Source organism: Streptomyces sp. NPDC002784 (assembly GCF_053592135.1).
Genome location: NZ_JBSFVD010000010.1, coordinates 47,945 through 74,612 on the forward strand (window position 1 = coordinate 47,945; position 26,668 = coordinate 74,612).

23 protein-coding genes are annotated in these 26,668 nt (G+C 71.2%); 6 read left to right on the top strand and 17 right to left on the bottom strand.

Features of this window, described 5'->3' with window-relative positions; all coding sequences use genetic code 11:
- Positions 1-31: 31 nt before the first annotated feature.
- The 8 genes from ACWD1Z_RS19320 to ACWD1Z_RS19355 all read right to left on the bottom strand — a co-directional run bounded on the left by ACWD1Z_RS19320 (position 32) and on the right by ACWD1Z_RS19355 (position 10,105).
- On the bottom strand, positions 32-1,498 hold the full coding sequence (locus ACWD1Z_RS19320) for a pyridoxal phosphate-dependent aminotransferase (RefSeq protein ID WP_451120109.1): 1,467 nt from the start codon (positions 1,496-1,498) through the stop codon (positions 32-34).
- A 139-nt stretch (positions 1,499-1,637) separates the two neighbouring features.
- On the bottom strand, positions 1,638-2,783 hold the full coding sequence (locus ACWD1Z_RS19325; RefSeq protein ID WP_451120111.1) for an aldose epimerase family protein: 1,146 nt from the start codon (positions 2,781-2,783) through the stop codon (positions 1,638-1,640).
- A 54-nt stretch (positions 2,784-2,837) separates the two neighbouring features.
- A complete protein-coding gene (mmsB, locus tag ACWD1Z_RS19330) occupies positions 2,838-4,082 on the bottom strand; it encodes a multiple monosaccharide ABC transporter permease (RefSeq protein ID WP_451120112.1) in 1,245 nt (414 codons plus the stop codon).
- Entirely contained in the window at positions 4,079-5,629 is a 1,551-nt protein-coding gene (gene mmsA, locus ACWD1Z_RS19335) for a multiple monosaccharide ABC transporter ATP-binding protein (protein WP_451120114.1), read from the bottom strand. Before mmsA ends, mmsB begins: the two co-directional genes overlap by 4 nt.
- 32 nt (positions 5,630-5,661) lie before the next feature.
- On the bottom strand, positions 5,662-6,774 hold the full coding sequence (gene chvE / locus ACWD1Z_RS19340) for a multiple monosaccharide ABC transporter substrate-binding protein (RefSeq protein WP_451120115.1): 1,113 nt from the start codon (positions 6,772-6,774) through the stop codon (positions 5,662-5,664).
- A gap of 87 nt (positions 6,775-6,861) precedes the next feature.
- Positions 6,862-7,830 carry a hypothetical protein gene (locus ACWD1Z_RS19345; RefSeq protein WP_451120117.1) on the bottom strand — a complete coding sequence of 323 codons (969 nt, stop codon included), beginning with the start codon at positions 7,828-7,830 and terminating at the stop codon, positions 6,862-6,864.
- A gap of 113 nt (positions 7,831-7,943) precedes the next feature.
- Positions 7,944-8,948, bottom strand: a complete 1,005-nt coding sequence (locus tag ACWD1Z_RS19350; protein ID WP_451120118.1) for a zinc-dependent alcohol dehydrogenase — start codon at positions 8,946-8,948, stop codon at positions 7,944-7,946.
- The gene (locus ACWD1Z_RS19355; protein ID WP_451120120.1) at positions 8,945-10,105 is read right to left on the bottom strand and encodes a mandelate racemase/muconate lactonizing enzyme family protein; all 1,161 of its coding nucleotides are present in this window, start codon (positions 10,103-10,105) and stop codon (positions 8,945-8,947) included. Before ACWD1Z_RS19355 ends, ACWD1Z_RS19350 begins: the two co-directional genes overlap by 4 nt.
- Positions 10,106-10,384: 279 nt before the next feature.
- Here ACWD1Z_RS19355 and ACWD1Z_RS19360 point away from each other — a divergent pair, with 279 nt between their 5' ends.
- The gene (locus ACWD1Z_RS19360; protein WP_451120122.1) at positions 10,385-11,155 is read left to right on the top strand and encodes an SCO2400 family protein; all 771 of its coding nucleotides are present in this window, start codon (positions 10,385-10,387) and stop codon (positions 11,153-11,155) included.
- A gap of 21 nt (positions 11,156-11,176) precedes the next feature.
- Here ACWD1Z_RS19360 and ACWD1Z_RS19365 read toward each other — a convergent pair whose 3' ends face one another.
- Positions 11,177-11,614 carry a MarR family winged helix-turn-helix transcriptional regulator gene (locus ACWD1Z_RS19365; protein ID WP_451120124.1) on the bottom strand — a complete coding sequence of 146 codons (438 nt, stop codon included), beginning with the start codon at positions 11,612-11,614 and terminating at the stop codon, positions 11,177-11,179.
- 90 nt (positions 11,615-11,704) lie between these two features.
- On the opposite strand from ACWD1Z_RS19365, the gene ACWD1Z_RS19370 reads away from it, so the two are divergent.
- Together ACWD1Z_RS19370 and ACWD1Z_RS19375 are read left to right on the top strand one after the other, a co-directional pair.
- Positions 11,705-12,727: an NADP-dependent oxidoreductase gene (locus tag ACWD1Z_RS19370; protein ID WP_451120125.1), complete on the top strand. Its 1,023-nt coding sequence runs from the start codon at positions 11,705-11,707 to the stop codon at positions 12,725-12,727.
- A 115-nt stretch (positions 12,728-12,842) separates the two neighbouring features.
- On the top strand, positions 12,843-13,262 hold the full coding sequence (locus ACWD1Z_RS19375) for an organic hydroperoxide resistance protein (protein ID WP_389416238.1): 420 nt from the start codon (positions 12,843-12,845) through the stop codon (positions 13,260-13,262).
- A gap of 62 nt (positions 13,263-13,324) precedes the next feature.
- Here ACWD1Z_RS19375 and ACWD1Z_RS19380 read toward each other — a convergent pair whose 3' ends face one another.
- Both ACWD1Z_RS19380 and ACWD1Z_RS19385 read right to left on the bottom strand, forming a co-directional pair.
- Positions 13,325-14,476 carry a serine hydrolase domain-containing protein gene (locus ACWD1Z_RS19380; RefSeq protein WP_451120127.1) on the bottom strand — a complete coding sequence of 384 codons (1,152 nt, stop codon included), beginning with the start codon at positions 14,474-14,476 and terminating at the stop codon, positions 13,325-13,327.
- A 19-nt stretch (positions 14,477-14,495) separates the two neighbouring features.
- The gene (locus ACWD1Z_RS19385; protein WP_451120129.1) at positions 14,496-17,000 is read right to left on the bottom strand and encodes a M14 family zinc carboxypeptidase; all 2,505 of its coding nucleotides are present in this window, start codon (positions 16,998-17,000) and stop codon (positions 14,496-14,498) included.
- 141 nt (positions 17,001-17,141) lie between these two features.
- On the opposite strand from ACWD1Z_RS19385, the gene ACWD1Z_RS19390 reads away from it, so the two are divergent.
- The gene (locus ACWD1Z_RS19390) at positions 17,142-17,933 is read left to right on the top strand and encodes an EI24 domain-containing protein (protein ID WP_451120131.1); all 792 of its coding nucleotides are present in this window, start codon (positions 17,142-17,144) and stop codon (positions 17,931-17,933) included.
- On the opposite strand, the gene ACWD1Z_RS19395 is transcribed toward ACWD1Z_RS19390, so the two are convergent.
- The 3 genes from ACWD1Z_RS19395 to ACWD1Z_RS19405 are packed head-to-tail and all read right to left on the bottom strand — an operon-like array spanning position 17,923 to position 20,022.
- Entirely contained in the window at positions 17,923-19,155 is a 1,233-nt protein-coding gene (locus ACWD1Z_RS19395; protein WP_451120133.1) for a pyroglutamyl peptidase, read from the bottom strand. The genes ACWD1Z_RS19390 and ACWD1Z_RS19395 overlap by 11 nt on opposite strands.
- Before the next feature lie 58 nt (positions 19,156-19,213).
- Positions 19,214-19,450, bottom strand: coding sequence for a LysR substrate-binding domain-containing protein (locus tag ACWD1Z_RS19400; RefSeq protein WP_451120135.1), 237 nt, complete (start codon positions 19,448-19,450; stop codon positions 19,214-19,216).
- A complete protein-coding gene (locus ACWD1Z_RS19405; protein ID WP_451120375.1) occupies positions 19,447-20,022 on the bottom strand; it encodes a TetR/AcrR family transcriptional regulator in 576 nt (191 codons plus the stop codon). Before ACWD1Z_RS19405 ends, ACWD1Z_RS19400 begins: the two co-directional genes overlap by 4 nt.
- A 105-nt stretch (positions 20,023-20,127) precedes the next feature.
- Between ACWD1Z_RS19405 and ACWD1Z_RS19410 the strand changes: the two genes are divergently transcribed.
- Positions 20,128-22,560 carry a glycoside hydrolase family 3 protein gene (locus tag ACWD1Z_RS19410; protein WP_451120137.1) on the top strand — a complete coding sequence of 811 codons (2,433 nt, stop codon included), beginning with the start codon at positions 20,128-20,130 and terminating at the stop codon, positions 22,558-22,560.
- Between the two features lie 68 nt (positions 22,561-22,628).
- On the opposite strand, the gene ACWD1Z_RS19415 is transcribed toward ACWD1Z_RS19410, so the two are convergent.
- Complete coding sequence (locus ACWD1Z_RS19415) at positions 22,629-23,603, bottom strand: aldose epimerase family protein (protein WP_451120139.1); 975 nt, start codon at positions 23,601-23,603, stop codon at positions 22,629-22,631.
- A 15-nt stretch (positions 23,604-23,618) separates the two neighbouring features.
- A complete protein-coding gene (locus ACWD1Z_RS19420; protein WP_451120141.1) occupies positions 23,619-24,512 on the bottom strand; it encodes an SGNH/GDSL hydrolase family protein in 894 nt (297 codons plus the stop codon).
- 256 nt (positions 24,513-24,768) lie between these two features.
- Between ACWD1Z_RS19420 and ACWD1Z_RS19425 the strand changes: the two genes are divergently transcribed.
- Positions 24,769-25,263, top strand: a complete 495-nt coding sequence (locus tag ACWD1Z_RS19425; protein WP_250078543.1) for a DUF3145 domain-containing protein — start codon at positions 24,769-24,771, stop codon at positions 25,261-25,263.
- A gap of 67 nt (positions 25,264-25,330) precedes the next feature.
- Here ACWD1Z_RS19425 and ACWD1Z_RS19430 read toward each other — a convergent pair whose 3' ends face one another.
- Positions 25,331-26,602, bottom strand: coding sequence for a beta-ketoacyl-[acyl-carrier-protein] synthase family protein (locus ACWD1Z_RS19430; protein ID WP_389416250.1), 1,272 nt, complete (start codon positions 26,600-26,602; stop codon positions 25,331-25,333).
- Positions 26,603-26,668: the final 66 nt, after the last annotated feature.

Here is a 26,668-nt window from a genome sequence, read left to right on the forward strand (position 1 = left end):
CAACGCACCCCGCACCCGCCGAACAACAGGCTCACCCCATTCCTGCCGCGTTGGGCCACCCCGTAGCCGGAGCAGGGGCCAACCCCGGCCCCGTCGTCCCCCGAACCTGCGCCGCCGTAAGCCCACCCCGGGCCGGAACCCCAGGCGGCGTAGGCTCAAAAGCCGCCGCAGCAGGCATGGGCGCAGGCATGGGCATCGGCGCAGGCATAGGCATCGGCGCGGGAACAGGCGCCGGAACTGGAGCCGGCACAACCGCCGGAGGCACAGGCATCGGCATAGCCATCCCCGCCCCGTTGGTCGACCCCACCAACCGGTCCACGGCCGCCGTACCCGAGCTGTAGCTGGTCCCGGTAGCCGGCTCGGGTACGGCGGCCGCTCCCCTCCTGGTCCCGTAGAGCACCTGTTCCAGGCCGGACACCAGGCGACGCACGTCCACCTGGGGGCGCACCACGAGTCTCAGGAAGCGGCTGGACGAACCGATCTTGTTGCCGCACTCACGGACCAGGATCCGGTGCTCGGTGAGCAGCCGGTCCCGCACGACCGTGCCCTCGGCGCCGACGGGCAGCCGTACGAAGAGGAAGTTGCCCTGCGAGGGGTAGACCGTGAGTCCGGGGAGCGCGGCCAGCTGGCTCGCCATGTCCAGCCGGTCCCGGCGCACCTGGTGCAGGCTCTCGGCGTACTCGGGCCCGTGGTGCTTGAGCATGAACACCACGTGCTCGGCGAAGGCGTTGAGGTTCCACTTGGGGAGCATCGAGCGGACGCGCCCGGCGAGCGCCGGGTTCGCGACCAGGTATCCGAACCGTATGCCGTGCAGACCGAAGTTCTTGCCGAGGCTGCGCAGCACGACCACGTTGGGCCGCAGCATCGCCTCCTGCACGACCGACGGTTCGGCCTCCGCGTCGGCGAACTCCAGGAACGACTCGTCGATGACGACGAGGTCGAGGTCGGCCATGGCGTCCATGAACTGCACGATGGCGTGCCGGTGCAGAAAGCCGCCGTCGGGGTTGTTGGGGTTGCAGATCACCGCGACACGCGTGCCGCGGACCCGGATGAACTCGGCGTACTGCGCGAGGTCGAGGGCGAAGCCGCTGGACTCCTGGAGGGGGAACATGTCGACCCGCTTGCCGGTCTCCATGGGCTGGTCGGTCCAGCGGCCGAAGGTGGGGACGGGGACGGCGAGGGACTCCCGCACCAGCAGGTGGTCGATCCAGGTGATCAGCTCGGTCGAGCCGTTGCCCATGGCGACGGCCTGCGGGGGGAGTCGGAGGAGGTTGCACAGCTCGGCCGTGATGGTGTCGGCGCTGCTCGGGTAGTACGTGATGATGTCGCGCAGCCGGCCCGCCAGGTCGTCGAACATGGCGGGCGTGGGGAAGTACGGGTTGCACGGGATGCAGAAGTCGATCGGCCCGGCGCCCTCACCGCCTTCACGGGTCAGCGCGGCCATCGAGGGGCTGTGCGCCGCCGTGCTGCGGAACAGCGAGGTGACGTTCTCAGCCAAGGCAACCTCCGGGTCCGGGTGGCCCGCGCGGGGGAGCGCGGGCCACCCTGGGATACGGATGCCGGTGTGGCGCTGTTCAACCTGTGTGAATTTGCCGGGAAGTTGTGAACACCTTGTGAGGTTTCAGGCGCTGTGCGGCTCAGGCGCTGAAGGAGTGCACCGTCGTCGTCCGGTACGTCTGGCCGGGGCGCAGGGTGGTGGACGGGAACGACGGCTGGTTCGGCGAGTCCGGGAAGTGCTGCGTCTCCAGGCACAGGGCGTCGCCCTGGCGGTAGACCGAGCCGCCGCTGCCGACCAGGGTGCCGTCGAGGAAGTTGCCCGAGTAGAACTGCAGCCCCGGCTCGGTGGTGGCGATCTTCAGGGTGCGGCCGGAGGAGGGGTCCCGCAGCGTCGCCACCCATTCCGGCCTGGCGGTGATGCCCTTGTCCAGCACCCAGTTGTGGTCGATGCCCTTGCCGTACAGCAGCTGCTGGTGCGCGACGCGGATGTCCTCGCCGACGGTCTTGGTGCGGCGGAAGTCGAAGGGGGTGCCCGCCACCTCGGCCAGCTCGCCCGTGGGGATCAGCCCCGAGTCGACCGGCGTGTAACGGGAGGCGGCGATGGACAGCTCGTGGTCGTAGATGGTGCCGCTGGACTCGCCGGCCAGGTTCCAGTAGACGTGGCTGGTGAGGTTGACGACGGTGGCCTTGTCGGTGGTGGCCTCGTAGTCGATGCGCCAGTCGCCGGAGCGGGTGAGGGTGTACGTCACCTTCGTGCGCAGCGTGCCGGGGTAGCCCATCTCGCCGTCGACGGAGGTGTAGTAGAGGTACAGGCCGACGTCCGAGCCCTTGGTGAACGGCTCGACGTCCCAGACGACCTTGTCGAAGCCCTTGGCCCCGCCGTGCAGGCTGTTCTCGCCGTCGTTGACGGAGAGCTGGTGGGTCTTGCCGTCCAGGGTGAAGCGGCCCTTGCCGATGCGGTTGCCGTAGCGGCCGATCAGGGCGCCGAAGTAGGGGCTGGAGGCGACGTACTCCTCGATGGTGTCGAAGCCCAGCGAGACGTTGGTCCGGCGGCCCCGCCGGTCGGGGATCTCCAGGGACTGGACGATGCCGCCGTAGGAGAGGACCTTCAGCCGGGTCCCTCCGTTCTCCAGCGACCAGCGGTGGATCTTCGTGCCGTCGGCGAGCTTGCCGAAGAGCGACTTCACCGGCTTGTGCCCCCCTGTGGCATGGGCCGTGCCGCTCATCGCGGCGGTGACACCGGCGGCTGCGGCCCCGGCGATGACGGTACGTCTGCTCAGTTCCATGTTGCGGCTCCTGCAAAGGAAGCGGGCCCCGCCTTCCGGCGGGGCCCGAGCGACTTACGAACCGACCTTGCGCTTGTTCCACACGTCGAACCCGACCGCCGCCAGCAGGACCAGGCCCTTGATGACCTGCTGCCAGTCGGTGCCGATGCCGACGAGGTTCATACCGTTGTTCAGCACGCCCAGGACCAGACCGCCGATGATGGCGCCGAGCACCGTGCCGACACCGCCGCTCATCGACGCGCCGCCGATGAACGCGGCGGCGATCGCCTCCAGTTCGAAGTTGAGGCCGGCCTTGGGCGAGGCCGCGTTGAAGCGGGCGGCGAAGACCAGACCCGCCAGGGCCGCGAGCATGCCCATGTTCAGGAAGACCAGGAAGGTGACCTTCTTGTCCTTCACACCCGACAGTTTGGCCGCGGGCAGGTTGCCGCCGATGGCGTAGATGTGGCGGCCGATGATCGCGTTGCGCATCAGGTAGCCGAAGCCGACCAGCAGCACCCCGAGGACCAGCAGGACGTACGGGGCGCCCTTGTAGCTGGCGAGCAGCATCGTCAGCGTGAGGATGGCGGCGCCGAGCGCGACCAGCTTCAGCAGGAACAGGTTGCGCGGCGCGACCTCCAGCGCGAACTCCTGCTGGCGGCGCCGGTCGCGGTACTCCTGGAAGATCACGAAGGCGATCAGCGCGAACCCGAGCAACAGGGTGAGGTTGTGGTAGTTGGTGTCCGGGCCGACCTCGGGCATGAAGCCGTTGGAGACCTTCTGCAGCCCCTCCGGGAACGGGCCGAGGGTCTGGCCCTCCAGGAAGATCTCGGTCAGACCGCGGAAGATCAGCATGCCCGCGAGCGTGACGATGAACGAGGGTATGCCGCCGTAGGCGATGAAGAACCCTTGGACCGCGCCCGCGATCGCGCCCATGGCCAGGCAGAGGATGACGGCGACCGGCCAGGGCAGATCGTTCCTGACCATGAACACGGCGGCCATGGAACCGATGAACGCCGTCAGTGACCCCACCGACAGGTCGATATGGCCCGCGATGATCACCAGCATCATGCCGATCGCGAGGATCAGGATGTAGCTGTTCTGGAGCACCAGGTTGGAGACGTTGCGGGGCAGCAGCAGGTCACCGTCGGTCCATACGGCGAACAGCACCACGATCAGCCCGAGCGCGAACAGCATGCCGTACTGCCGCATGTTGCGGCGCATGCCGTCCAGCATCAGCTGGAGCAGTCCGTCGCCGGTGGCCGAACCGCCCTTGCCGGGCGGCGCCGGGGCCGGCGTCTTCGCGGTCACATCCGTGCTCATCGGGATACCTCTTTGTCCTTGGTCATCTGGCGCATCAGCGATTCCTGCGAGGCCTCGGCCCGCGAGAACTCACCGGTCAGCCGCCCCGCGGCCATCGTGTAGATGCGGTCGCACATGCCGAGCAGTTCCGGCAGCTCGGACGAGATGAAGACGACCGCCTTGCCCTGGGCGGCCAGCTGGTCGATGACGGTGTAGATCTCGTACTTGGCGCCGACGTCGATACCGCGCGTCGGCTCGTCCAGGATCAGCACATCGGGACCCGCGAAGATCCACTTGCTGAGGACGACCTTCTGCTGGTTGCCGCCGGACAGCTTGCCCACCGGTTCGAAGACGGTGGGCGCCTTGATGTTCATGGACTTGCGGAAGCCCTCGGCGACCTGCCGCTCCTCGTGCTCGTCCACCACGCCCCGCTTGGCGACCTTGCCCAGCGCGCTGAGCGAGATGTTGCGGTTGATGGTGTCGATGAGGTTGAGGCCGTAGTGCTTGCGGTCCTCGGTGACGTAGGCGATGCCGTGCTTGACCGCCTCGGGGACGGACTTGGTACGGATCTCCGTGCCGTCCTTGAGGACCGTGCCGCCCGCGTACCGGCCGTAGGTCCGCCCGAAGACGCTCATCGCGAGTTCGGTGCGGCCCGCGCCCATCAGGCCCGCGATCCCGACGATCTCGCCGCGCCGCACCGCGATCGACACATCGTCGACGACCTTGCGCTGCTGGTCGATCGGGTGGTGCACGGTCCAGTTGCGGATCTCCAGGGCCGGCGCCGCGCCCTCCTCCGGCTGGTGCGGTGTCCGCTCGGGGAAGCGGTGCTCCAGGTCGCGGCCGACCATCCCGCTGATGATCCGGTCCTCGGTGGTCCCCTCGGCCTTCACATCCAGGGTCTCGATGGTCCGGCCGTCGCGCAGGATCGTCACCGAGTCCGCGACCTTGCGGATCTCGTTCAGCTTGTGCGAGATGATGATCGCGGTGATGCCCTGCTTCTTCAACTCCAGGATGAGATCGAGGAGTTTACCGCTGTCCTCGTCGTTCAGGGCCGCGGTCGGCTCGTCCAGGATGAGCAGCTTCACCTTCTTCGAGAGCGCCTTGGCGATCTCCACCAGCTGCTGCTTGCCCACGCCGATGTCGGCGACGCGGGTGTCGGGGTGATCGCTCAGCCCGACCCGGCGCAGCAGCTCGGTGGCGTGCCGGAGCGTCTCGGTCCAGCTGATGATCCCGCGGGTGGCGTGCTCGTTGCCGAGGAAGATGTTCTCGGCGATGGAGAGGTAGGGGATCAGCGCCAGTTCCTGGTGGATGATCACGATGCCGTGCTGCTCGCTGGCCCGGATGTCCTTGAACTCGCAGGCCGTTCCCTCGAAGAGGATCTCGCCCTCGTACGTGCCGTGCGGGTGGACGCCGGAGAGGACCTTCATCAGGGTCGACTTGCCGGCGCCGTTCTCCCCGCAGATGGCGTGGACCTCGCCCTGCCGGACGGTCAGCGTGACGTCCGACAGCGCCTTGACGCCGGGAAAGGTCTTGACGATCGAGCGCATTTCCAGGACGGGTCCCGCCATGGTCGTGCCTTCCAATCAGTGGGTGCCGGAGGTTACTTGAGGTCGCTTTCCTTGATGTAGCCGGAGTCGACGACGACCTTCTGGTAGTTCTCCTTGTCCACGCTGACCGGCTCCAGCAGGTAGGCGGGCACGACCTTGGAGCCGTTGTCGTAGGTCTCCTCGTCGTTGACCTCGGGCTTCTTGTCGTTGAGCACCGCGTCGACCATGTCGGAGGCGACCTTGGCGAGTTCGCGGGTGTCCTTGTAGACGGTCATCGACTGCTCGTCGGCGATGATCGACTTCACCGAGGCGACCTCGGCGTCCTGGCCGGTGACGATCGGCAGCGGCTTGGACTTGGAGCCGTAGTCGTCCGACTTCAGCGCCGACAGGATGCCGATGGAGATGCCGTCGTACGGCGAGAGCACCGCGTCGACCCGCTCGGACTTGTAGGCCGAGGTGAGGATGTCGTCCATGCGCTTCTGGGCGGTGCCGCCGTCCCAGCGCAGGGTGGTGACCTGGGTCATGTTGGTCTGGCCGGAGCGGACGACGAGCTGCTTCTTGTCGATGTAGGGCTGCAGGACGTTCATTGCGCCCTGGAAGAAGTAGCGGGTGTTGTTGTCGTCGTTGGAGCCGGCGAACAGCTCGATGTTGAAGGGGCCCTTCTCCGAGCCGTCCTTCAGGCCGAGCTTCTCGACGATGTAGGTGGCCTGGAGCTCGCCGACCTTCTCGTTGTCGAAGGAGGCGTAGTAGTCGACGTTCTCGGTGCCGAGGATCAGGCGGTCGTAGGAGATGACCGGGATGTCGGCTTCCTTGGCCTGCTGCAGCACGTTGTTCATCGACTTGTTGTCGATGGCCGCCACGATCAGCGCCTTCACACCCTGCGTGATCAGGTTCTCGATCTGCGAGACCTGCTGGTCGGGGTCGTCCTCCCCGTAGACCAGCTTGGTCTTGTAGCCCATGTCCTTGAGGTGCGTCTCGACGTTCTTTCCGTCGGCGATCCAGCGCTCGGAGGACTTGGTCGGCATCGCGATGCCGATGGTGGCACCTTCGGTGGACCCCTTGCCCTCCTCGCTGCCGCCTTCGCCGTCCTGGCCGCAGGCGGTCAGGGTGAGGGCGAGGGAGGCGGCGGTGGCTATCGCGGCGAGAGCGGCTCTGCGGTTGCGCATGGTCATCTTCCTTGATGTCTCAGCACGGCTGGGTGTGTGGGATTCTGTTTGGCTGCGTCGGCTTCTGTGAAGGGGGCGCCGAAACCTTTATGAATATGTTTCGAAACGTCGGAGATCCCCCGGCAGTCGAGAGCCCAGCGGAGCCATCTGCCCGTCGGCCCCGTGCCGGGCGAGCAGATCCAGCGCCAGCCGGCCCCGCCGCACCCGCTCCTTGGCGGTGGACAGCGTGAGTTCCCGCAGGTGGTGGCCGTAGGGGTAGAGTCCGGGCGCCTTGGACAGACCGAACTTCAGATACAGCGGAGCGCCGCGCCGGATGAGCTCGGCGACCTCGTACATCCGGACATAGCCGCCGAGGTCGTCGGGGGCCTCGATGTACATGTCCATGGGGGCGGCGGAGACCCGCCGGATCTCGGTGAGGTGGTCCAGCGTCAGATCGCTGGGCACGTTGACCGAGTCCGCGCCGAGCCGCTCGTAGACCGCGTAGGCGGCCGGGTTGACCGGGCCGATCAGCGCGCTCACCTTGAGCGTGGTGTCGGCCGGGATGATCCCGGCCCCGCGCGCCCGGTGCAGGGTCCACAGCACGCCCTCGTCGGCGACGAGCAGGCACTTCACACCCAGCTCGGTGGCGCGCACGGCGTCCTCGACGCAGCCGGCCACCGCGTCGTGGCCGCGGGCCCGCAGCCCCGCGCCCCGGGAGTCGGTACGGGTGGAACCGCCGATGTCCCAGGTGCCGCGCGGGCCGGTGAACAGGCAGAGCTCGATGTCGCGCTCGCCGGTGGCCTCGACCATCTCGGTGATCTCGGCGTCGGTCAGCATCCAGACGCCGCTGCCCTGGCTGATCCGGTGGATCGGCACATCGAGCCGCGAGGCTTCCTTCAGGACAACGGCCAGCGCTTCGGGACCCTCGCACGAGGGAATCTCGGTGCGCCAGCGGCCGCCGCCCGGGAACGAGTGGGGCGAGGCGTCGGCGGGGGAGAGGTCGGGCGCGCCCAGGCCGAGGGCGGCGAGCGCCTGCTCGCCGGGTCGACGGGCTGCCGTGGCGGAAGCGTCGGTCACAAGCTGTCCTTCTTGTTCGTTATCTCGGACGAAGTTCGCGGCTCTGGGTACGACAAAGGCTTGGTGGTACGCCGGTGCGGGGGCCGTCAGGTCGCCCCCGCACCGGCGCACGGCTAGGGGCGCAGCAGGACTTTCCCGACCTTCGGATCGCCCGACCCGACCAGCTCGATGGCGCGCGCGAACCCGTCCAGCGGCAGCTCGTGCGTGACCAGCGGCAGCGGATCGAGCAGCCCGGCCGCGAACACCCGCGCCGTGTGCGCCCAGGCATCCGGCGGGGCCCCGAAGACGGTGTGCACCTCCAGCTGCCGTACGACCAGGTCCGTCGGGTCCAGACCCGCGGCGCCCGGCGCCGGGATGCCGGTCAGGACCAGGCGTCCGCCGCGCCTGAGCAGGGAGGCCGCGGTGCGCGCGGCGGACGCGGACCCGGCGGTCTCGATGACCACGTCGAAGGTGTCGGGCAGCTCCTCGTCCCGGGTGCGGAAGCCGGTGGCGCCGAACTCCCGGGACAGCGCCTCCCGGTCCCGCCGGGTGCCCACCACCAGCAGCTCGCCCGGTGATCCGGCCCGCAGGAACTGCACGGCGAACATGCCGAGCGTCCCGGTGCCGACCACCGCGACCCGCTCACCGGGGCGGGCGTTCGCCTTGATCGCCGCGGCGGCGATACAGGCGGCGGGCTCCAGCAGGGCGGCGGCCGTCAGATCGCAGTCGTCCGGCAGCACGTGCAGCAGCCGGGCCGGCAGGGTGAGCGTGGCCGCCATCGCCCCGGGCTGGGTGAACCCGGTCTCCTCGTACCCGGCGGTGCACAGGGTGGTCTCGCCGGCGTGGCAGCGGTCGCAGACCTGGCAGTTGCGGAAGCCCTCCCCGACGACCTTGCGGCCGACGAGGGACTCGGGCACCCCGGCGCCGACCCCCTGCACGGTCCCGGACCACTCGTGGCCCGGGGTGAGCGGGTACCGCACGTACCCCTCGGGCCGGTTGCCCTGGTACACCTCGCGGTCGCTGCCGCAGATGCCGACCGCGTGGACGCGCACCAGCGCCTCCCCGGGACCGGGCTCGCGCGGCGTGTGCTCGGCCAGCCGGTGCTCGCCGGGCGCCTCGACGACGACGGCGCTGCTCACTTCTGGGTGCCCTTCGGCCGGCGCCGCTCCCAGCCCTCGGCCCACAGGTCGAAGCGGGCCTGCTGCTGCGGGAACTCGGCGGCGGCGTCCACGTCCAGCTCGACGCCGAGACCGGGGGCGTCGGAGAGGTGGAAGTAGCCGTCCACGACCTGTGGCGCGCCCTTGACGACCTTCTTGATCTCGGAGTCCGCGAAGTCGTTGAAGTGCTCGAGGATCTTGAAGTTGGGGGAGCTGAAGCCGACCTGGAGGGAGGCCGCGGTCAGCACGGAGCCGCCCACGTTGTGCGGGGCGACCAGCATGTAGTGGGTCTCGGCGGTGGCGGCGAGCTTGCGGGTCTCCCAGATGCCGCCGATGTGACCGACGTCGGGCTGGATGATGTCGACGGCCTGGCTCTCGAAGAGCTCCCGGAACTCGATCCGGTCGTGGATCCGCTCCCCGGTGGCGACCGGGATGTCCACCTTGGCGGCCACCTTCTCCAGCGCCTTCAGGTTCTCCGGCGGGCAGGGCTCCTCCAGCCAGGCCGGCTTGAAGGGCGCGAGCTCGTGGGCGAGCCGGACCGCGGTGGCCGGGGAGAACCGGCCGTGCATCTCCAGCATCAGCTCCGCGTCCGGGCCGATGGCGTCCCGGACCGCCTCGATGAGGGAGACGGCGTACAGGCTCTGCTCGTGGTCGAGCTCGAACTGCCCGGTGCCGAAGGGGTCGATCTTGAGCGCCTTGTACCCGCGCTCCATGACCCCCTGGGCCGCCTTGTGGTACGCCTCGGGCGTCCGCTCGGTGGTGTACCAGCCGTTGGCGTACGCCTTGACCCGGTCGGTGACCTTGCCGCCCAGGAGCTGCCAGACCGGCACCCCGAGCGCCTTGCCCTTGATGTCCCAGCAGGCCATCTCGATGACGGCGATCCCGGACATCACGATCTCGCCCGCGCGGCCGTAGTCGCCGTACTTCATGCGGCGCACGAGGTCTTCCGTGGCGAACGGGTCGGAGCCGAGAATGTGGTTGGTCTCGGCCTCTCGCAGATAGCCGATCAGCGCGTCGGTGTGACCCAGCATCCGGGTCTCACCGACTCCCGTGATGCCCTCGTCGGTGTGCACCTGTACATAGGTCAGGTTGCGCCACGGCGTTCCGACCACGTGTGTGCTGATTCCGGTGATGCGCACGGCAGTTGTCCCTTGCTGCGTCGTCGGTTCATTAGCGTGTGTTCGATATTTCGACACACGTTCGAAATGCTGACGTGACAGTAGGGAGGGGGCGGCGGGGGTGTCAATGGGTCGCACGCATAACGGTTTCGACACCGCTTTCGACACGCCTTTCGGGACGGCATCGGTGACGGATGGGGCGTATACCTCAACGGGCGCGGCGGAGGGGGTAGTTCCGCACACAACCTTCACAGGCTGCCCTATGAACGTGATCTCCCCGGAACTTAGTCTTCCCGCGTCATGGACTACTGCCACCCGTGCCGACGGCACCTGAATGGCGCCCTCGCCTGCCCGGGCTGCGGCGCACCGGCCGAACAGCTCCCCGCGTACCCGAGCGAGGAGGACCCGCGGCCGGCCGCGTACGCCGTGTACGAGGAGGCCGAGCGCGCGCCGGAGCCGGTCGCGGGGGGTGCGAGGGCCGGGGGCCGGGCGGCGGCCCGCCGGTCGGCCCGGGGCGGACGTGGTGCGGACATCCATGAGCCCGGCGAGGACGCGCCCGAGGGCGCCAGCCGCCGCGACCGCAAGGCGGCGGCGCACCGCCGCCGGCGCCGCCGCACCCTGCTGGTCACCGCGGGCTTCCTGCTCGCCGGCGGCGGCCTGAGCCTCGCCGAGCTGGGCCTGGACGCGCCGGGCTCGTCGCCCGCCCCGGCCGCGGCGGGCGACGCCTCCACGGACGGCGGCGCCGAGGAGGAGGCGGTCGAGACGGCGGAGCCGATCAGCGACACCCAGGACACACCGGCCACGGCGTCCCCGAGCACCTCCGCCTCCCCGTCACCGTCTCAGTCGGAGTCGGAGTCCGCGCAGGACACGGAGTCGGAACAGCCGGAGGACAGGCCGACGAAGGACGCCCAGTCGTCGGCGACAGGGGGAGCGGCGGTCCCCGAGACGTCCCAGGCCCCGGAGCCCACCACGCAGGACCCGGAGCCCACCCCGACGGCGGACCCGACGACACCGGAGCCCGAGCCGGACCCGGTGGAGACCTGCACACGCTTCCTGTGGTGGTGCGGCTGACGTGACCGGCGTGCGGCCGGCTCAGGACTCCAGCATCCGCCGCAGCAGGTCCCGCAGCGCCAGCCGCTCGTCCTCGGAGAGCCCCGCGAGCGGCTCCCGGGCGAACCGGAGCGACTCCCGCAGGCTCCGGGCGACCAGCCGCCCCTCCTGAGTCGCCGCCGCGACCTTCACCCGCCGGTCCGCCGGATCGGGCCGCCGCTCCACCAGCCCCCGTGCCTCCAGCCGGTCGACGATCCCGGTCACGTTCGACGGCTCGCACTTGAGCCGCTGCGCCAGCTTCCGCATGGGCAGGGGCTCCAGCGACAGCAGCCCCAGCAGCCGGGCCTGCGCCCCGGTCAGCGCGTGCGTGCCGGCGGCCTCTTCGTACTCCTCGTGGTACCGCGCCACCACGGACCCGATCAGGTCGACGACCTCCATGGTCAGCTCATCGGGGCGGTGGGGCGGGTGCGGGGTGGCCATGGCGTCCAGCGTAACCCGTTACTTGACATCATGAAATATTCAGGCGCATGGTTGTTTCAGGTAATGAAGTATTCAGGAAGGTCACCCGCCATGCCCGAATCCCCCGCCCTCCCCGCCGTCAGCCGTGAGTGGCACCTGCTCAGCCGCCCGGTCGGCTGGCCCAAGCCCGAGGACTTCGCCCTCGTGGAGGCGGAGATCCGGCAGCCCGGACCGGACGAGGTGCTGGTGCGCAACGCGTACCTCTCGGTCGACCCGTACATGCGCGGCCGGATGAGCGCCGCCAAGTCCTACGTCGCCCCCTTCGAGCTAGGCAAGGCCATGCAGGGCGGCGCCGTCGGCGAGGTCGTCGCCTCGACCGTCGACGGCATCGCCCCCGGCGACCACGTCCTGCACTTCGGCGGCTGGCGCGAGTACGCCACCGTCGGCGCCGCCCAGACGGTCAAGGTCGACGCGGACGCCGCGCCGCTGTCGGCCTACCTCGGCGTCCTCGGCATGACCGGCCTGACCGCCTACGCGGGCCTGCTGCGCACCGCCTCCTTCAAGGAGGGCGACGCGGTCTTCGTCTCCGGCGCCGCGGGTGCCGTGGGCAGCCAGGTCGGCCAGATCGCCAGGCTCAAGGGCGCCTCCCGGGTCATCGGCTCGGCCGGCTCCGACGAGAAGGTCAAGCTGCTCGTCGAGGAGTACGGCTTCGACGCCGCCTTCAACTACAAGAACGGCCCGGTCGGCGAGCAGCTGCGGGAGGCCGCCCCGGACGGGATCGACGTCTACTTCGACAACGTCGGCGGCGACCACCTGGAGGCCGCCATCGGCCGGCTCAACCGCGACGGCCGTATCGCGGTCTGCGGAATGATCTCCGTCTACAACAACACCGAGGCCGCCCCCGGCCCCCGCAACCTCGCCCGGCTCATCCAGACCCGCGGCCGCATCGAGGGGTTCCTGGTCGGCGACCACTACGACCTCCAGCCGCGGTTCGTCCAGGAGGTCGGCCCCTGGGTCGCCTCGGGCGCGCTGAAGTACCGCGAGACGGTCGTCGAGGGCATCGAGAACAACCTGGAGGCGTTCCTCGGGGTCCTGCGCGGCGACAACACCGGGAAGATGATCGTCAAGCTCTGAGCCCCTCCCCGGCCGCCACCCCTTCTACGACTTTCCGGTATGCGGTAACTTCTTTCCGAAACCGCCGTCGATCGTGGGCGCGAGTCGCGGCGGACCGAGGAGGAGAAGACACCGCATGTCCATCCAGCAGACCGATGTCCTGTACACAGCCGTCGCCACCGCCGAGAACGGCCGCGACGGCCGGGTCGCCACCGATGACGGCAAGCTCGACGTCGTGGTGAACCCGCCGAAGGAGATGGGCGGCAGCGGCGCCGGAACCAACCCGGAGCAGCTGTTCGCCGCCGGGTACAGCGCCTGCTTCCAGGGCGCGCTCGGCGTCGTCGCCCGCCAGGAGAAGGCCGACATCTCCGGCTCGACCGTCACCGCGAAGGTCGGCATCGGCAAGAACGACGACGGCTTCGGGCTGATCGTCGAGATCTCCGCCAGCATCCCGAACGTGGACGCGGAGACGGCGCAGAGCCTGCTGAAGAAGGCCCACGAGGTGTGCCCGTACTCCAAGGCGACGCGCGGGAACATCACCGTGACGCTGGGCTGACGCAGGTCGTCGCGTACGACGAAGGCCGCACCCTTGGACGCGGGGTGCGGCCTTCGCCTGTGTCAGACCGCCAGCGCCGCCGTGTGGGCCGCCCGCACCAGCCGGGCGTTCTCCGGGGCCGCGCCGCCCGGGAAGGCGCAGCGGCGCCTGGCGTAGCCGTAGGCCAGGCCGCTGCGGGGGTCGGCGAAGCCCTGGGAGCCGCCCGCCCCGCTGTGGCCGAAGGCACCGGCGCCCAGGAAGGGGTACCAGACGTCCGCGGTGGCCTGGAAACCCAGGCCGAACGCCTTGTGCGCGCGGGCGACCAGGTCGTAGCCGACGGAGTGGATCTGGCCGACCTCGGCGACCGTGTCCGGCTTCAGCAGCGGGGGACGGCCGTCCACCGCGCTGATCGCCGCCGCGTACATCCCGGCGAGTCCCCGGGCGGCGGCCACTCCGCCCGCCGAGGCCGGGCCCTTGGCGCGCACGGTACGGGAGTTGGCGTGGTCGACCAGCTGACCCGGCTCCGGCACATGGGTGTTGAAGGCGATCGAGGAGAGCGTGTGCGGGCCGGTCGGCGTCGCGTCCAGCAGCGCCTGCTGCTTCGGCGTCGGCGCCATCGGCTGGACCGGACGGAAACGGGGCTCCAGGGCGGCGGGCAGCCCCAGGAAGAAGTCCAGCCCGTACGGCGCGCGCACCCGCTCCTCGTACACCTCCTGGAGCGTACGGCCCGTGGCCCGGCGGACGACCTCGCCGGTCAGCGCCCCGATGACCAGGGCGTGGTAGCCGAAGGCGGTGCCCGGACGCCAGAACGGCCGCTGGTCGGCGAGCCGTTCCGCGATGACCCGGTCGTCCGCCAGCTCCTCCGCGGTGAACCCGGCGTCCAGGCCCACCAGACCCGCCCGGTGCGCGAGCAGCCCACGCAGGGTGAGACCGCCCTTGCCCTCGGCGGCGAACTCGGGCCAGTAGTAGGTGACCTCGCGGTCCAGTTCGAGGGTGCCGTCCTGGACGAGGAGAGCTACCACCAGATGGGCGGCCCCCTTGGTGGAGGAGAACACGCCGTACAGCGACTCCCCGTCCGCGCCGCCCCCGGCCCACAGGTCGACCACCCTGCGGCCGTGCACGTACGCGCACAACTGCCCCTCGTAGTCCGGCCGTTCCTCCGCGACGAACGCGGTGAACGCCTCGCGCACCGCCTCGAACCCGTCCGCGACGGTGCCGTGGATCTCCAGCGTCATCCGCTCTCCTCGTACTCGACTAACCGCTGTGCGCGTGTGCCATGGTGAACAGCGCCCTTCCCAGCTGGGCGAATTCTCCCTTGGGATGATCCCGGAACAGCGGCTCGGTGCCGAACAGCACGGCCCGCTCCCCGCTGACCACCGCCGCCCGGCCCGCCGCGTCCGCCGGCCCGCCCGAGCCGTCCTCGTCCGGCCGCCAGTGCCCGGACAGCAGCGGATTCCCGGCCGCGTACGACTGCTCGACCCGCATGCCGGGCCCGAGGCCGGTGAACCACACCGGCGCGTACACGAACCCATGGTCCGTGGCGCCGCCCGAATCCACCAGCCGCACCACGCCGTTGGCGTTCCGGTTGCCCGCCACGGCCGTCGCCGCCGGCAGCCCGGCCGCCGTGTTGAGCGCGGCGCCCGCGGTGCCCCGCCCGACGAGCCCGTGCCCGGCGAGGAAGGCGTCCAGGGCGGTGCGGGCGGCCGGGGTGAGGCCGCCGTGGTCCAGGCCCGCCGACACGAACAGCACGTCCACCGAGGACCAGTCGAACCCCGCGTTGAGCACGGCCGTGGAGACCGGCACGACCTCGAAGTTCATCTCCCGCAGCGCGAACAGCTCGCCCGCCGTCACGGCCGCCGCCACCCGCACCGGGCGCAGCTCGGCACCGCCGCCGAGCCGGGTGGCGTCGAGGACGACGTCGTACCGGCGTGCCGCCTGCGCCGCCGGCGTCCGCGCCGACCCCGGCACCAGCGCACTGCCGTCAGCGGCCCGCCGTACCGGAACGCCCTGCTGGAGCAGGTGGTTGAGCGCGGCCACCTCGTTCGGGTCGGTCAGCCGCAGCCGCAGGTCGCCGCGCGGGGCGACCCGGCCGACGGGCGCGGCCTCGCCCACGGCCCGCAGGGGCAGCCCCTTGAGGCTTCCGGAGGTCACCGGGCGCACCTCGGCGCCCCACAGCCTGCCGAGGCTCCAGCCGGAGATGTCGTACATCACCGACACCTTGTCGCTGATGTCCCGCCCGTCGGCCAGCAGGACGTTGGCCATGCCGCGCTTGGGCTGGCGCAGGTCGACGACGTACGCGCCCTTCGGGTACGTCCTGCCGTCCAGCCGGAACGGGCGGGTGGCGCGGGTGACACGGACGTCGTTGGCGATCAGGTGGTCGACCAGGCGGGCGGCGGCGGTGGTGGCGCCGGGGATGACGTAGGCGCGGGGGAAGGCGGTCGTGTAGACGTCCTCGGGCCCGATGCCGGGGACGCCCGGAACCGTCTCCGCCGAGACCGGCACCTGGGCCGCTCCGGCCGCTCCCCGGCGGAAGACCTCGATCTGGTCGGCGATCAGCGAACTCCGCCTGGACTGCGCGAAGTCGAGCGTGGCGCGCAGCGCGGCACCGGCGATGTCGACGTTGATCGCGGACCGGCGCCGCAGTTCCTCGGCCGGCAGGGTGTCGTAGGCGGTGTTGTTCACCCGCAGCGGGATCTCCACCGTGTGCGCGGCGACCGTGCCGTGGAAGGCGGCGTACTGCGGGGTGAAGATCGGCGGCCAGTCGTCCCAGCCCTCCTCCTGGTCCCGGAACGGGATCTGCGCGGGCTGCACGCCGTCCTGCTGCGGGGTGTGGCCGAGTGCGTTGACCGCCGCCTCCATGCCGAGGGCGTTGGCGTAGGTGTTCTTCAGGAACAGGTCGTACTCGTAGTTCTCGCCGTGCGGGGGAGTGGTGGGCTCGATGAGGGTGCCGTTGACGTAGCCGTGCAGGTCGAGCATGACGGCCGGCTGCTTGTCGAGCAGGATCTGCCGCATCGCCCGCGTCTCGGGCTGCGCGGCGGTCACGAAGTCCCGGTTCAGGTCGAAGCCGCCCGCGTTGGCCCGGGTGCCGGCGATCCGGCCGTCCGGGTTGGCGGTGATGTTGAAGTAGAGGCGGTTGCGGGCGAGGAGGTCCCGGGTGGCGCGGTCGTCCGCCGTGGCGAGGCGTTCGATCAGGCGCAGGGAGGCGTCGGTGCCTTCCCACTCGTTGCCGTGGATGTTGTTGTTGAAGAAGACGGGGGTCTTGTAACTCTTCTTGATCTCGGGCGACTTGGCGGCCGTCGTGGGCGCGTTCTCGATGAGGTGGCGCATCCGCTCCTGGGCGAGTGCCTGGTGGTGGGTCTCGGGTGCGGTGACCGTGACGAGATACAAGCGGTGCCCGCCGGCCGAACGGCCCGCGATCTCCACGCTCACCCGGTCGCCCAGCCGTTGCAGGGCGTTCAGCTTCGGCGCGATGGCGTGGTACGGGACGAGGCCCAGCTTGAGGGACTTGTCGGCGGGGTTCTCGGGGTCGGGGGAGAGGACCTGCTCGCGGGGGTAGCCCCGCACGGTCCGGTCCAGGGCGGGGGCGTGCCCGGCCAGGGCCCGCTGGGCCGCGCTTGCCGGGGCGCGGGCGGCCCGGTCGTCGGCGGCGTCGCGTTCCCGGGTGGGCGCGGGGCGGTCGGCCACGGCGCCGTGCGGGGTGAGGAACAGGGATCCGACGGTCACTAGGGCGAGCACGGGGACGGTTCTCGCGGTGCGCACACGTACCTCCTCCGGGGCTTCCTGAGATCGGTACGGCGAGGTGTACCTGTTCGACTCAGCTCCAACAAGAGGGGGTTGGTGCCACCGGTGCCCCGGACGGCGTATCCCGGGGGGATGCGCCCCTACCGATAGAGTTCGGTCATGCGCGATCTTGGGGTGGGTTTCCGCTATCTCCTGAAGGGCCAGCGGTGGGTGGCCCGGCACGGCAAGCAGTACGGTTTCGGGCTGATTCCCGGCCTGATCACCCTCGTTCTGTACGCGGCGGCGCTGGTCTCCCTCGTGCTGTGGGGCGACGACCTGGTGGCCTGGTCCACGCCGTTCGCCGACGACTGGCCGAGCCCCTGGCCCGGGCTCTTCCGCGGCTTCCTGACCGGCCTGCTCTTCGCCCTCGCGCTCCTGCTCACCGCCATCACCTTCACCGCGGTCACGCTGCTGATCGGCCAGCCCTTCTACGAGAACCTCTCCGAGAAGGTCGACCGGGACGTCTCCCCGGACGGCACCGCCCCCGAGTCGGGGCTGCCGCTCTGGCGCGAGCTGTGGATCTCGGTCCGCGACAGCCTGCGGATCGTCGTGCGGGCCGTGTTCTGGGGGGTGCTGCTCTTCGCCCTCGGGTTCGTCCCGGTCGTCGGGCAGACGGTCGTGCCGGTGATCGGGTTCGTCGTCACCGGCTTCTTCCTCACCGAGGAGCTCACCTCGGTCGCCCTGCAGCGCCGCGGTGTCGAGGCCCGGGACCGCCTGCGCCTGCTGCGCTCCCGCAAGACGCTGGTGTGGGGCTTCGGCACGCCCCTCGCCGTGGCCTTCGTGGTGCCGTTCGTCGCGATCTTCCTGATGCCGGGCGCGGTGGCGGGGGCCACGCTCATGGCCCGCGATCTCCTCGGTGAGGAGACCCTGGAGGAGAACGGCGAGGGGGCGGCCAAGGGCGTCAGCGCGTGACGGGCCCGCTCATCGCGGCCGTCAGGATCGCCCGTACCTGGGCGATGATGTCCAGCCGGTTGCGCACGAACTCGGGGTCGGTGACCTCGGAGGTGTTGCCGGCCGCGAACTGCAGCACGGGCGTGTGCACATGCCCGGCGGGCAGCGTCCCGTGCAGCCCGAGCCGGTCCCGCAGCAGCGTCGCCCGGTAGGCGATCTCGTTGGACAGGTAGTTCCCGCCGCCCCCGGCCCGCGCGGTCGACCCCGCCGTCGGCCCGTCCGGCCGCACCACCGGCTCCGTCCTGCCCGCCGGGATCTCGGTCACGGCGGTGTTGTCGTACACGGGGAACGGCCCGGTCGCCGCGGCCACGATCCGCTCGTACGGCAGGGTCGTCGTCGTCCACTGCGGCTGCGAGGCCGGATCGCTCACCGGGACGGTCTCGGTGCGGCCGATGGTGTCGTTGTCCGGGAAGCCGCCCCGCCAGGCCCCGTTGGTCCGCTCGATGTCGAACCGCCCGACCCGGCCCTGGCTCACGGTGGTGAGCAGATCGACGCCCCGCAGATACGGCCGCAGCGTCCGCTCCACGGTTGCGTCGGTGAAGTCCCGCCAGCGCACCGGGAACACCGCGGTCTCGATCCGGGCGGGCCCCTGCGCGGTCTCGATCACCGTCCCGTCGAGCGCGAGCGCGGTCGCCCCGGAGGGGTTGGAGATCCGGATGTCCCGGTCCAGGGTGAACGGATCGAACCCGGTGAGCAGGATCCGCTTCAGCCCCGCGCCGTGCGGATAGCGGATCGCGCCCTGTCCACGCGAGGTCCGCTCCAACTGCCCGAGCAGCTCGTCCCTTTGCCGGTCGGAGAGCCCGAACTCCGGCTCCCAGGCCCGCACCTCCCGCGTCATCGCGAGCCGCGCCCAGTACAGCGGCCGGTCGTCGTCCCGGCTCAGGTCCCCGGCCGCGGGCCCCCGCCCCTGCGCCCGCTCCACGGCCCGCCGCCACAGCGCGGACCCTTCGCGTACGACGACGGCGCGGGCCTGCGCGTAGGACCGGGCCCCGCGCAGCTCACGCGTGAACTCCGCGGTCACGGCGTCGAATCCGGACCGCCGGAGGATCTCCTGGGGCACCGCGCGGTCGAGCCGCTGCTCCTCGACGGTGGGTGACTCCGCGGCGGTCGCGCTGGTGGGGGCGGTCAGTGTGGCGGCCAGGGCCAGTCCCAGGGCACAGATCCCAACTCGTATGCAGTTCAAGGGGTTTCTGGTCCTTCCGGTGCGGTGGAGGGGCGTGGTGAGAGCTCGCTTCCCCGCTTCACGGCACCGGAACCGTCCCCGCACCCTCCCGCAGCGCCGTCAGGAACGCCTCACCGGCCGGGGTGAGCGAGCGCCCGCGTGCCGTCGCCGCGTACACCGCCCGCCGGGGCGCGTCCTCGTCGAGCACCGGCAGGAGGGCGATGTCCGGGCGGACGGACGCCGCCGCGAGCGCCGGGACCAGGGTCACGCCGAGACCCGCGGCGATGATCCAGATCGAGGTGGTGGCCGCGGTCACTCCTCGCCCAGCAGGGTGAGGAAGTCCCGGAACGCGCCCGGCATGTCCACCGACTCCGGGTCCAGCAGCCACTGGTACTGCAGCCCGTCCATGACGGCCACCAGCAGCGGCGCGGTGCGTTCCGGGGTGAGGCCGTTCGGCAGGCGGTCGCCGTACTCGGTGCGCAGCACCTCCGCCATGCTCGCGCGGACGCGGGTGTAGCGCCGCGTGAAGTACTCGCGGGCCGGGTGGCCCTCCGTGACGCTCTCGCCGAGCAGCGCCGAGAAGGTCTGGATGATGCCGGGCCGCATGGCGTTGTACTCCACCAGCGAGGCCAGCAGGTCGACCCGCCACCGGGTGTCCGGCACCGCGTCCCACTGGTCGCGGTCGGTGAGCACGGCGACCAGCAGCGCGTCCTTCGTCGGGAAGTAGTGCAGCAGCCCCTGCTGGGTGAGCCCGACCCGCTCCGCCACCGCGGCGAGGCTGGCGCCCCGGTAACCGCGCTCGGCGATCACCGCCAGGGCCGCCCGCACGATCTCGGCGCGGCGCTCCTCACTCCTGACCCTCGCGTTCATGGCGTCACCGTACGGCAGCCTCGACCGACCACCAATATTACAGCAAGATAACGAAACCTACCGGCCTACAGGCGCCCGATGCAGGATGGAGGCACAGCACGGACTCGACGAGGAGGCACCGCCATGGCGGGAACCCGCACCCAGGCCGACGACGCACGTGAGACGGCCGTCGAGGCAGCCCTCGCCCGGCTCGACCTCGACGCCAAGGCCCGACTGCTCGCCGGCCAGGACATGTGGACGCTGCCCGCCCTGCCGGAGATCGGCCTGAAGTCGCTGGTGATGTCCGACGGCCCGATCGGCGTCCGGGGTGTGCGCTGGACCGCCGACGACCCCTCCGTCGCCCTGCCCTCCCCGACCGCGCTCGCCGCCACCTGGGACCCGGAGCTGGCCCGCCGGGCCGGCGTGCTCCTCGCCCAGGAGGCCCGCCGCAAGGGCGTCCACGTCCTGCTGGCGCCCACCGTCAATCTGCACCGCTCGCCGCTGGGCGGCCGGCACTTCGAGGCGTACAGCGAGGACCCGTACCTCACCGGGCTGATCGGCGCGGGCTATGTCAGCGGCGTCCAGTCCGGCGGTGTCGGTACCACCGTCAAGCACTTCGTCGCCAACGACGCCGAGACCGACCGCTTCACCGTGAACAACCTGGTGAGCGAACGCGCCCTGCGCGAGCTGTACCTGGCGCCCTTCGAGACCATCGTGGAGAACGCCCACCCGTGGGGCATCATGACCGCCTACAACACGGTCAACGGCACCACGATGACCGAGCACCACCACCTGGTGAACGAGGTGCTGCGCGGCGAGTGGGGCTTCGACGGGTTCAACGTCTCCGACTGGACGGCCGCCCGCTCCACCACCGGCGCCATCGCGGGCGGCCTCGACGTCGCCATGCCGGGCCCCGACACGGTGTACGGCGAGGCCCTGGCGGCGGCCGTACGCGCGGGCGAGGTCGAGGAGACCGCCGTCGACACCGCCGTACGCCATGTGCTGCGGCTCGCCGCCCGGGTCGGCGCCCTGGACGGGGCCGAACCGGCGGTGACCGAACCGCCCGCCCAGGTCGACGGCGCGGCGCTGGCCCGCGAGATCGCCCACCGCTCCTTCGTCCTGGTCCGCAACCAGGGGGCACTGCCACTGAAGTCCGGCACGGTCGCGCTGATCGGCGCCGCCGCCCGCGACGCCCGGATCCTCGGCGGCGGCTCCGCCACCGTCTTCCCCGCCCGGACCGTCTCCCCGCTCGACGGCCTCACCGCCGCCCTCCCCGAGGGCACCCTGCGCTACGCCGTCGGCGCCGACCCGACCACCGAACTCGCCGTCGCCGCCCAGGGATTCGCGCTGCGGGCCATCTGCCGCGACGCCGCGGGACAGGTCATCGGCACCGCCTCCGCGCCCAACGGCCAGATCCAGTGGATGGGTTCCGACCTCCCCGACGGCGTCACCCACGACACCCTGCACAGCGTCGAACTGACCGGCACCTACACCCCGCGCGAGACCGGCCGGCACACCTTCGGCATCAAGGGCCTCGGCGCCTTCACCCTCACCGTCGACGGCACCACCCACTACGACGACGTCCAGGGCACCGACCGCGACGACCCCTTCATCAGCTTCTTCGGCGCCCCCGAACCCCGCGCCGAGGCCGAACTGACCGCCGGGCAGCGCGTCGACGTCTCCCTCACCCACGTCGTGCGCTTCCCCGAGGGCGCCCCGGTCAGGGCCGTCGGCTTCGCGCTCGCCCACCAGGAGCCGCGGCGCGACCCCGACGAGCTGATCGCCGAGGCCGTCGAAGCCGCGCGCGCCGCCGACACGGTCGTGGTCGTCGTCGCCACCACCGACCGGGTGGAGTCCGAGGGCTTCGACCGCGCCGACCTGAACCTCCCCGGCCGCCAGGACGACCTGGTGCGCGCCGTCGCCGCCGCCAACCCGAACACCGTCGTGGTCGTCAACTCCGGCTCCCCGGTGGAACTCCCCTGGCGCGAGGACGTCGCCGCCGTCCTGCTGAGCTGGTTCCCCGGCCAGGAGGGCGGCGCGGCCCTGGCCGACGTCCTGACCGGCGCGCGGGAGCCCGGCGGCCGGCTGCCCACCACCTGGGGCTCCCTGGCCGACGCCCCGGTCACCCAGGTCGTGCCCACGGGCGGCGAACTCCCGTACACCGAGGGCGTCTTCATCGGCTACCGGGCCTGGGACAAGGCGGGCCGCACGCCCTCGTACCCCTTCGGGCACGGCCTCGGTTACACCGAGTGGGCCTACCAGTCGCTGGAGCTCGACGGCCGGACCGCGCGGATCCGCGTCCGCAACACCGGCGACCGGGCCGGGCGCGAGGTCGTGCAGCTGTACCTGGCCCCGGTGGAGCACGACGCCGAGCGTCCGGCGCGGGTGCTGGCCGGATTCACGCAGGTGACGGCGGATCCGGGGGAGACGGTCGAGGCCGTCGTGGAGATTCCGCGCCGCGCTTTCGAGATCTGGGACGAGAAGACCACCTCATGGTCATGTGTGAAGGGTTCGTACGAGATCCAGGCGGGCCGCTCGATCACCGACCGCAGGCTCACCGGGACGATTAACGTCTGAGTCGGGACACGTTCCCCACGGACAGCCCCGGTCCGGGACCTGACGCCCGGACCGGGGCTCGACCATGCCTACCTGCGGGAGAAGGCGTACACCGTCGCCGAGCGGAACACCTCGCCGGGCCGCAGCACCGTGCTCGGGAACTCCGGCCGGTTCGGGGAGTCGGGGAAGTGCTGGGTCTCCAGGGCGATGCCGTCGCCGGGCGCGAAGGGCGCGTCGAGATGGTCGGCGGTGTACAGCTGGAGTCCCGGCTCGGTCGTCGACACCGTCAGGACCCGGCCGGACCCCGGGTCGTACAGTTCGGCCACCTCCACCGGGGCCTCGGTCACGCCCTTGTCGAGCACGAAGTTGTGGTCGTAGCCCGCGCCCACCTTGCGCGCCGCGCGGAAGTCGAACCGGCTGCCCTCGACCGGCTCCAGGCCGACCGGGATCAGATCCGCGTCCACGGACGTGAACCGGGAGGCGGCGATCCGCAGTTCGTGCCCGCCCGCGTTGCCCGCCTCGGGCCCGGCCAGGTTGAAGTAGCTGTGGTTCGTCAGGTTCACCACGGTCGGCGCGTCCGTCACCGCCTCGTACGCGATCCGCAGCGCCCCGCCGTCGTCCAGCGTGTACGTCGCCGACACCTCCAGCCGGCCCGGGAAGCCCTCCTCGCCGTGCCCGGCGGCCCGGCTCAGCCGCACCCCGTGCTCGACCGGCTCCGCCTCCCACACCCGCTCGTCGAAGCCGCGCTCCCCGCCGTGCAGACAGTTCGGGCCGTCATTGCGCGGCAGCGCGTACGCCCGCCCGTCCAGCGTGAAGCGGCCCCCCGCGATCCGGTTGGCGTACCGCCCCACCAGGGCGCCGAAGTACGGCCCCCGATGCGCCCGGTAGCCGTCCAGGTCCGCGAACCCCAGCACCACGTCCCCGGCGGCCCCGTCCCGGTCCGGCACCTCCAGCGACTGCACGATCCCGCCGTACGTCAGCACCCGCACCCGCACCCCGGCCCGCTCCAGCGTCCAGCGGTGCACGGCCGTTCCGTCGGAAAGTGTGCCGAAGAGTTCGTTCATGTGCGGAACCTTAAATCACGAGGTTTTCGCCGTGACGGTCCGGTAGGCGATCTCGGCCAGCCTCGCCTGGCCGTTCACGCTCGGATGGAACCAGTCCCAGCGGCTCAGCTGCTCCGTCCCGAACCGGTAGGCGTACACCGCGCCCCCGTCGGACCGGCACCGCCGGTCCTTCGCGCAGACCTCCTTCAGCACCGCGTTGTAGTCCTCCACCCGCTTTCGCACCGTCTCCCGGCGCAGGGTCGCCGCCGCGTCCAGCGAGTCCGCGTCCCCGAGCATCGACGGGCAGATGCCCAGCTTCCACACCTGCTTGCCCAGCGCACTGGTCCGCCCCTGCGACCACAGCCGCTTCAGATCCGGCACGCTCGCCACATACACCTGCGCCTTCGGCAGCGCCCCGCGCAGCGTGCGCATCGCCTCCTCGAACTGCGCCCGGAAGTCTGCCACCGACGTCATCGCCGCGGTGGTGTTCCGGCAGGCGTCGTTCGCCCCGGCCAGCACCGTGACCAGCTCCGGCTTGCGGGTCGCCGCCTGCGCCATCTGCCCGGGAAGGTCCGCCATCCGGGCCCCGGTCACCGCGTAGTTCCAGCTCCGCCCGGCCGCCCGCGCCTCACCCAGCAGCCGTACGGCGAGACTGTCCACCTTCTCGCTGCTGCCGGTCGCCCACGACACCTCGGGGCAGTCCGAGAGCACCGAACAGGCGTCGAAACCGGTGGTGATGGAGTCCCCGACGGCCGCGACCGACTCCGGGCTGCGGTCCCACACCGGCGTCGGCTTCGGCTTCACGCGCTGCGCGTCCGTCCCCGACGGCCCCGGCGAATTGCCCCCCACGGCGTCACAGCCGGTGAGGCCCAGGACGGCCGCGGACAGCACGGCGAGCACGGTTCGTGCGCGGTGACCGGTCTTCCGCATCCGCTGCTGCTCCCCTCGCTCGTCGGCTACTGCTCCCCTCCCCATACAACGCGTGGGAGTTCCCGAGCGCGCGCGAGGCGGCGGATCCACCCCGCACAGGGGTCCTGCCGAGTGAATGGCGGGCGTTTCACGGCACCGGGACCGACGGTACGTCACACTCCTTGCGCCGCCGCACGGTAGCCTCGCCATCAGCGTGGCTGCCCGGCCACCGCCGTCCGTCGGTTCGCAAGATGTCCCGCTCTGCCCGGAGGTCCCGGTGACGACACGTGGAGTTCTGTACGTGCACTCCGCGCCGCGCGCGCTGTGCCCGCACGTCGAGTGGGCCGTCGCCGGGGTGCTCGGCACACGCGTCAGCCTCGACTGGATCCGGCAGCCCGCCGCGCCCGGCACCTGGCGCTCGGAGTTCTCCTGGAAGGGCGAGGTGGGCACGGCCTCCAAGCTGGCGTCGGCCCTCAGAGGCTGGCACCTGCTGCGCTTCGAGGTCACCGCCGAGCCCTGCCCCACCGCCGAGGGCGAGCGCTACAGCTGCACCCCCGACCTCGGCATCTTCCACGCCGTCACCGGCATGCACGGCGACATCCTGATCCCCGAGGACCGGCTGCGCGCCGCGCTGCTGCGCAGCCAGCGCGGGGAGACGGACCTGGAGGCCGAACTGCTCAAGCTCCTCGGCAAGCCCTGGGACGACGAACTGGAGCCGTTCCGGTACGCGGGAGAGGGAGCCCCGGTGCGCTGGCTTCACCAGGTGGTGTAAGCCCACCCCGCCACGGCGATGGCCCGGACCCCCGAGGGGGTCCGGGCCATCGCCGTGGACACAGAGATCAGACCGTACGGAACGCCAGCACCACGTTGTGCCCGCCGAAGCCGAACGAGTCGTTCAGCGCGGCGATGCGGCCCTCGACCGGCAGCTTGCGGGCCTCGCCGCGGACCACGTCCGCGTGCGCCTCGGCCTCGGGGTCGAGGTTCTCGACGTTGATGGTCGGCGGCGCCACCCGGTGGTACAGGGCGAGCACGGTCGCGACGGTCTCGACACCGCCCGCGCCACCGAGCAGATGCCCGGTCATCGACTTGGTCGCGGACACCGCGATGTGGTCGGCGTCGTCGCCGAACACCTTCCGCAGTGCCTTCAGCTCGGCGATGTCACCGGCCGGCGTCGAGGTGGCGTGCGCGTTGACGTGCACGACCTCCGACGGCGCGAGGTCGGTGCGGTCCAGCAGGTTCTGCAGGGCGTGCGCGATGCCGCGGCCCTCCGGCTCCGGCTGCACGATGTCGTGGCTGTCGGCGGAGACGCCCTGGCCGACCGCCTCGGCGTACACCCGCGCCCCGCGCTTGGCGGCGTGCTCGGCGGACTCCAGGACGATCACGCCGGCGCCCTCGCCGAGGACGAAGCCGTCGCGGGCGACGTCGTAGGGACGCGACGCGCCCTGCGGGTTCTCGTTGTTCTTGGACATCGCCATCATGTTGCCGAACGCGGCGATGGGCAGCGGGTGGATCGCCGCCTCGGTGCCGCCCGCGACGACCACGTCGGCACGGCCGGAACGGATCATCTCGATGGCGTAGCCGATGGCCTCGGCGCCCGAGGCGCACGCGGAGACCGGCGTGTGCACGCCCGCGCGGGCGCCCACCGCCAGGCCCACGTTCGCGGAGGGGCCGTTCGGCATCAGCATGGGGACGGTGTGCGGGGAGACGCGGCGGACGCCCTTCTCCTTGAGCACGTCGTACTGTTCGAGCAGGGTCGTCACGCCGCCGATGCCGGAGGCGATGACGGCACCGAGCCGGTCGGGGTCGACGTTGCCGTCCTCCCCCGCCTTGTCGGTGAAACCGGCGTCGGCCCAGGCCTCCTTGGCCGCGATCAGCGCGAACTGCGCCGAGCGGTCCAGCCGGCGGGCCTGCGGGCGCGCGATCACCTCGGTCGGCTCCACGGCGACCGGTGCGGCGATCCGGACCGCCTGGTCGGCGGCCCACTCCTGCTCCAGGGACTTGACACCGGAACGTCCGGCGACGAGGCCCTCCCAGGTAGAGGCCGCGTCGCCACCCAGCGGTGTGGTTGCGCCGATACCGGTGACGACCACGGTGCGATTGGTCGAGCTCACGGGAATTCTTTCTCCAACGGGATACGAGGATTCAGCGGCGCCACCGCCGGGTGGCGGGGCCGGGCA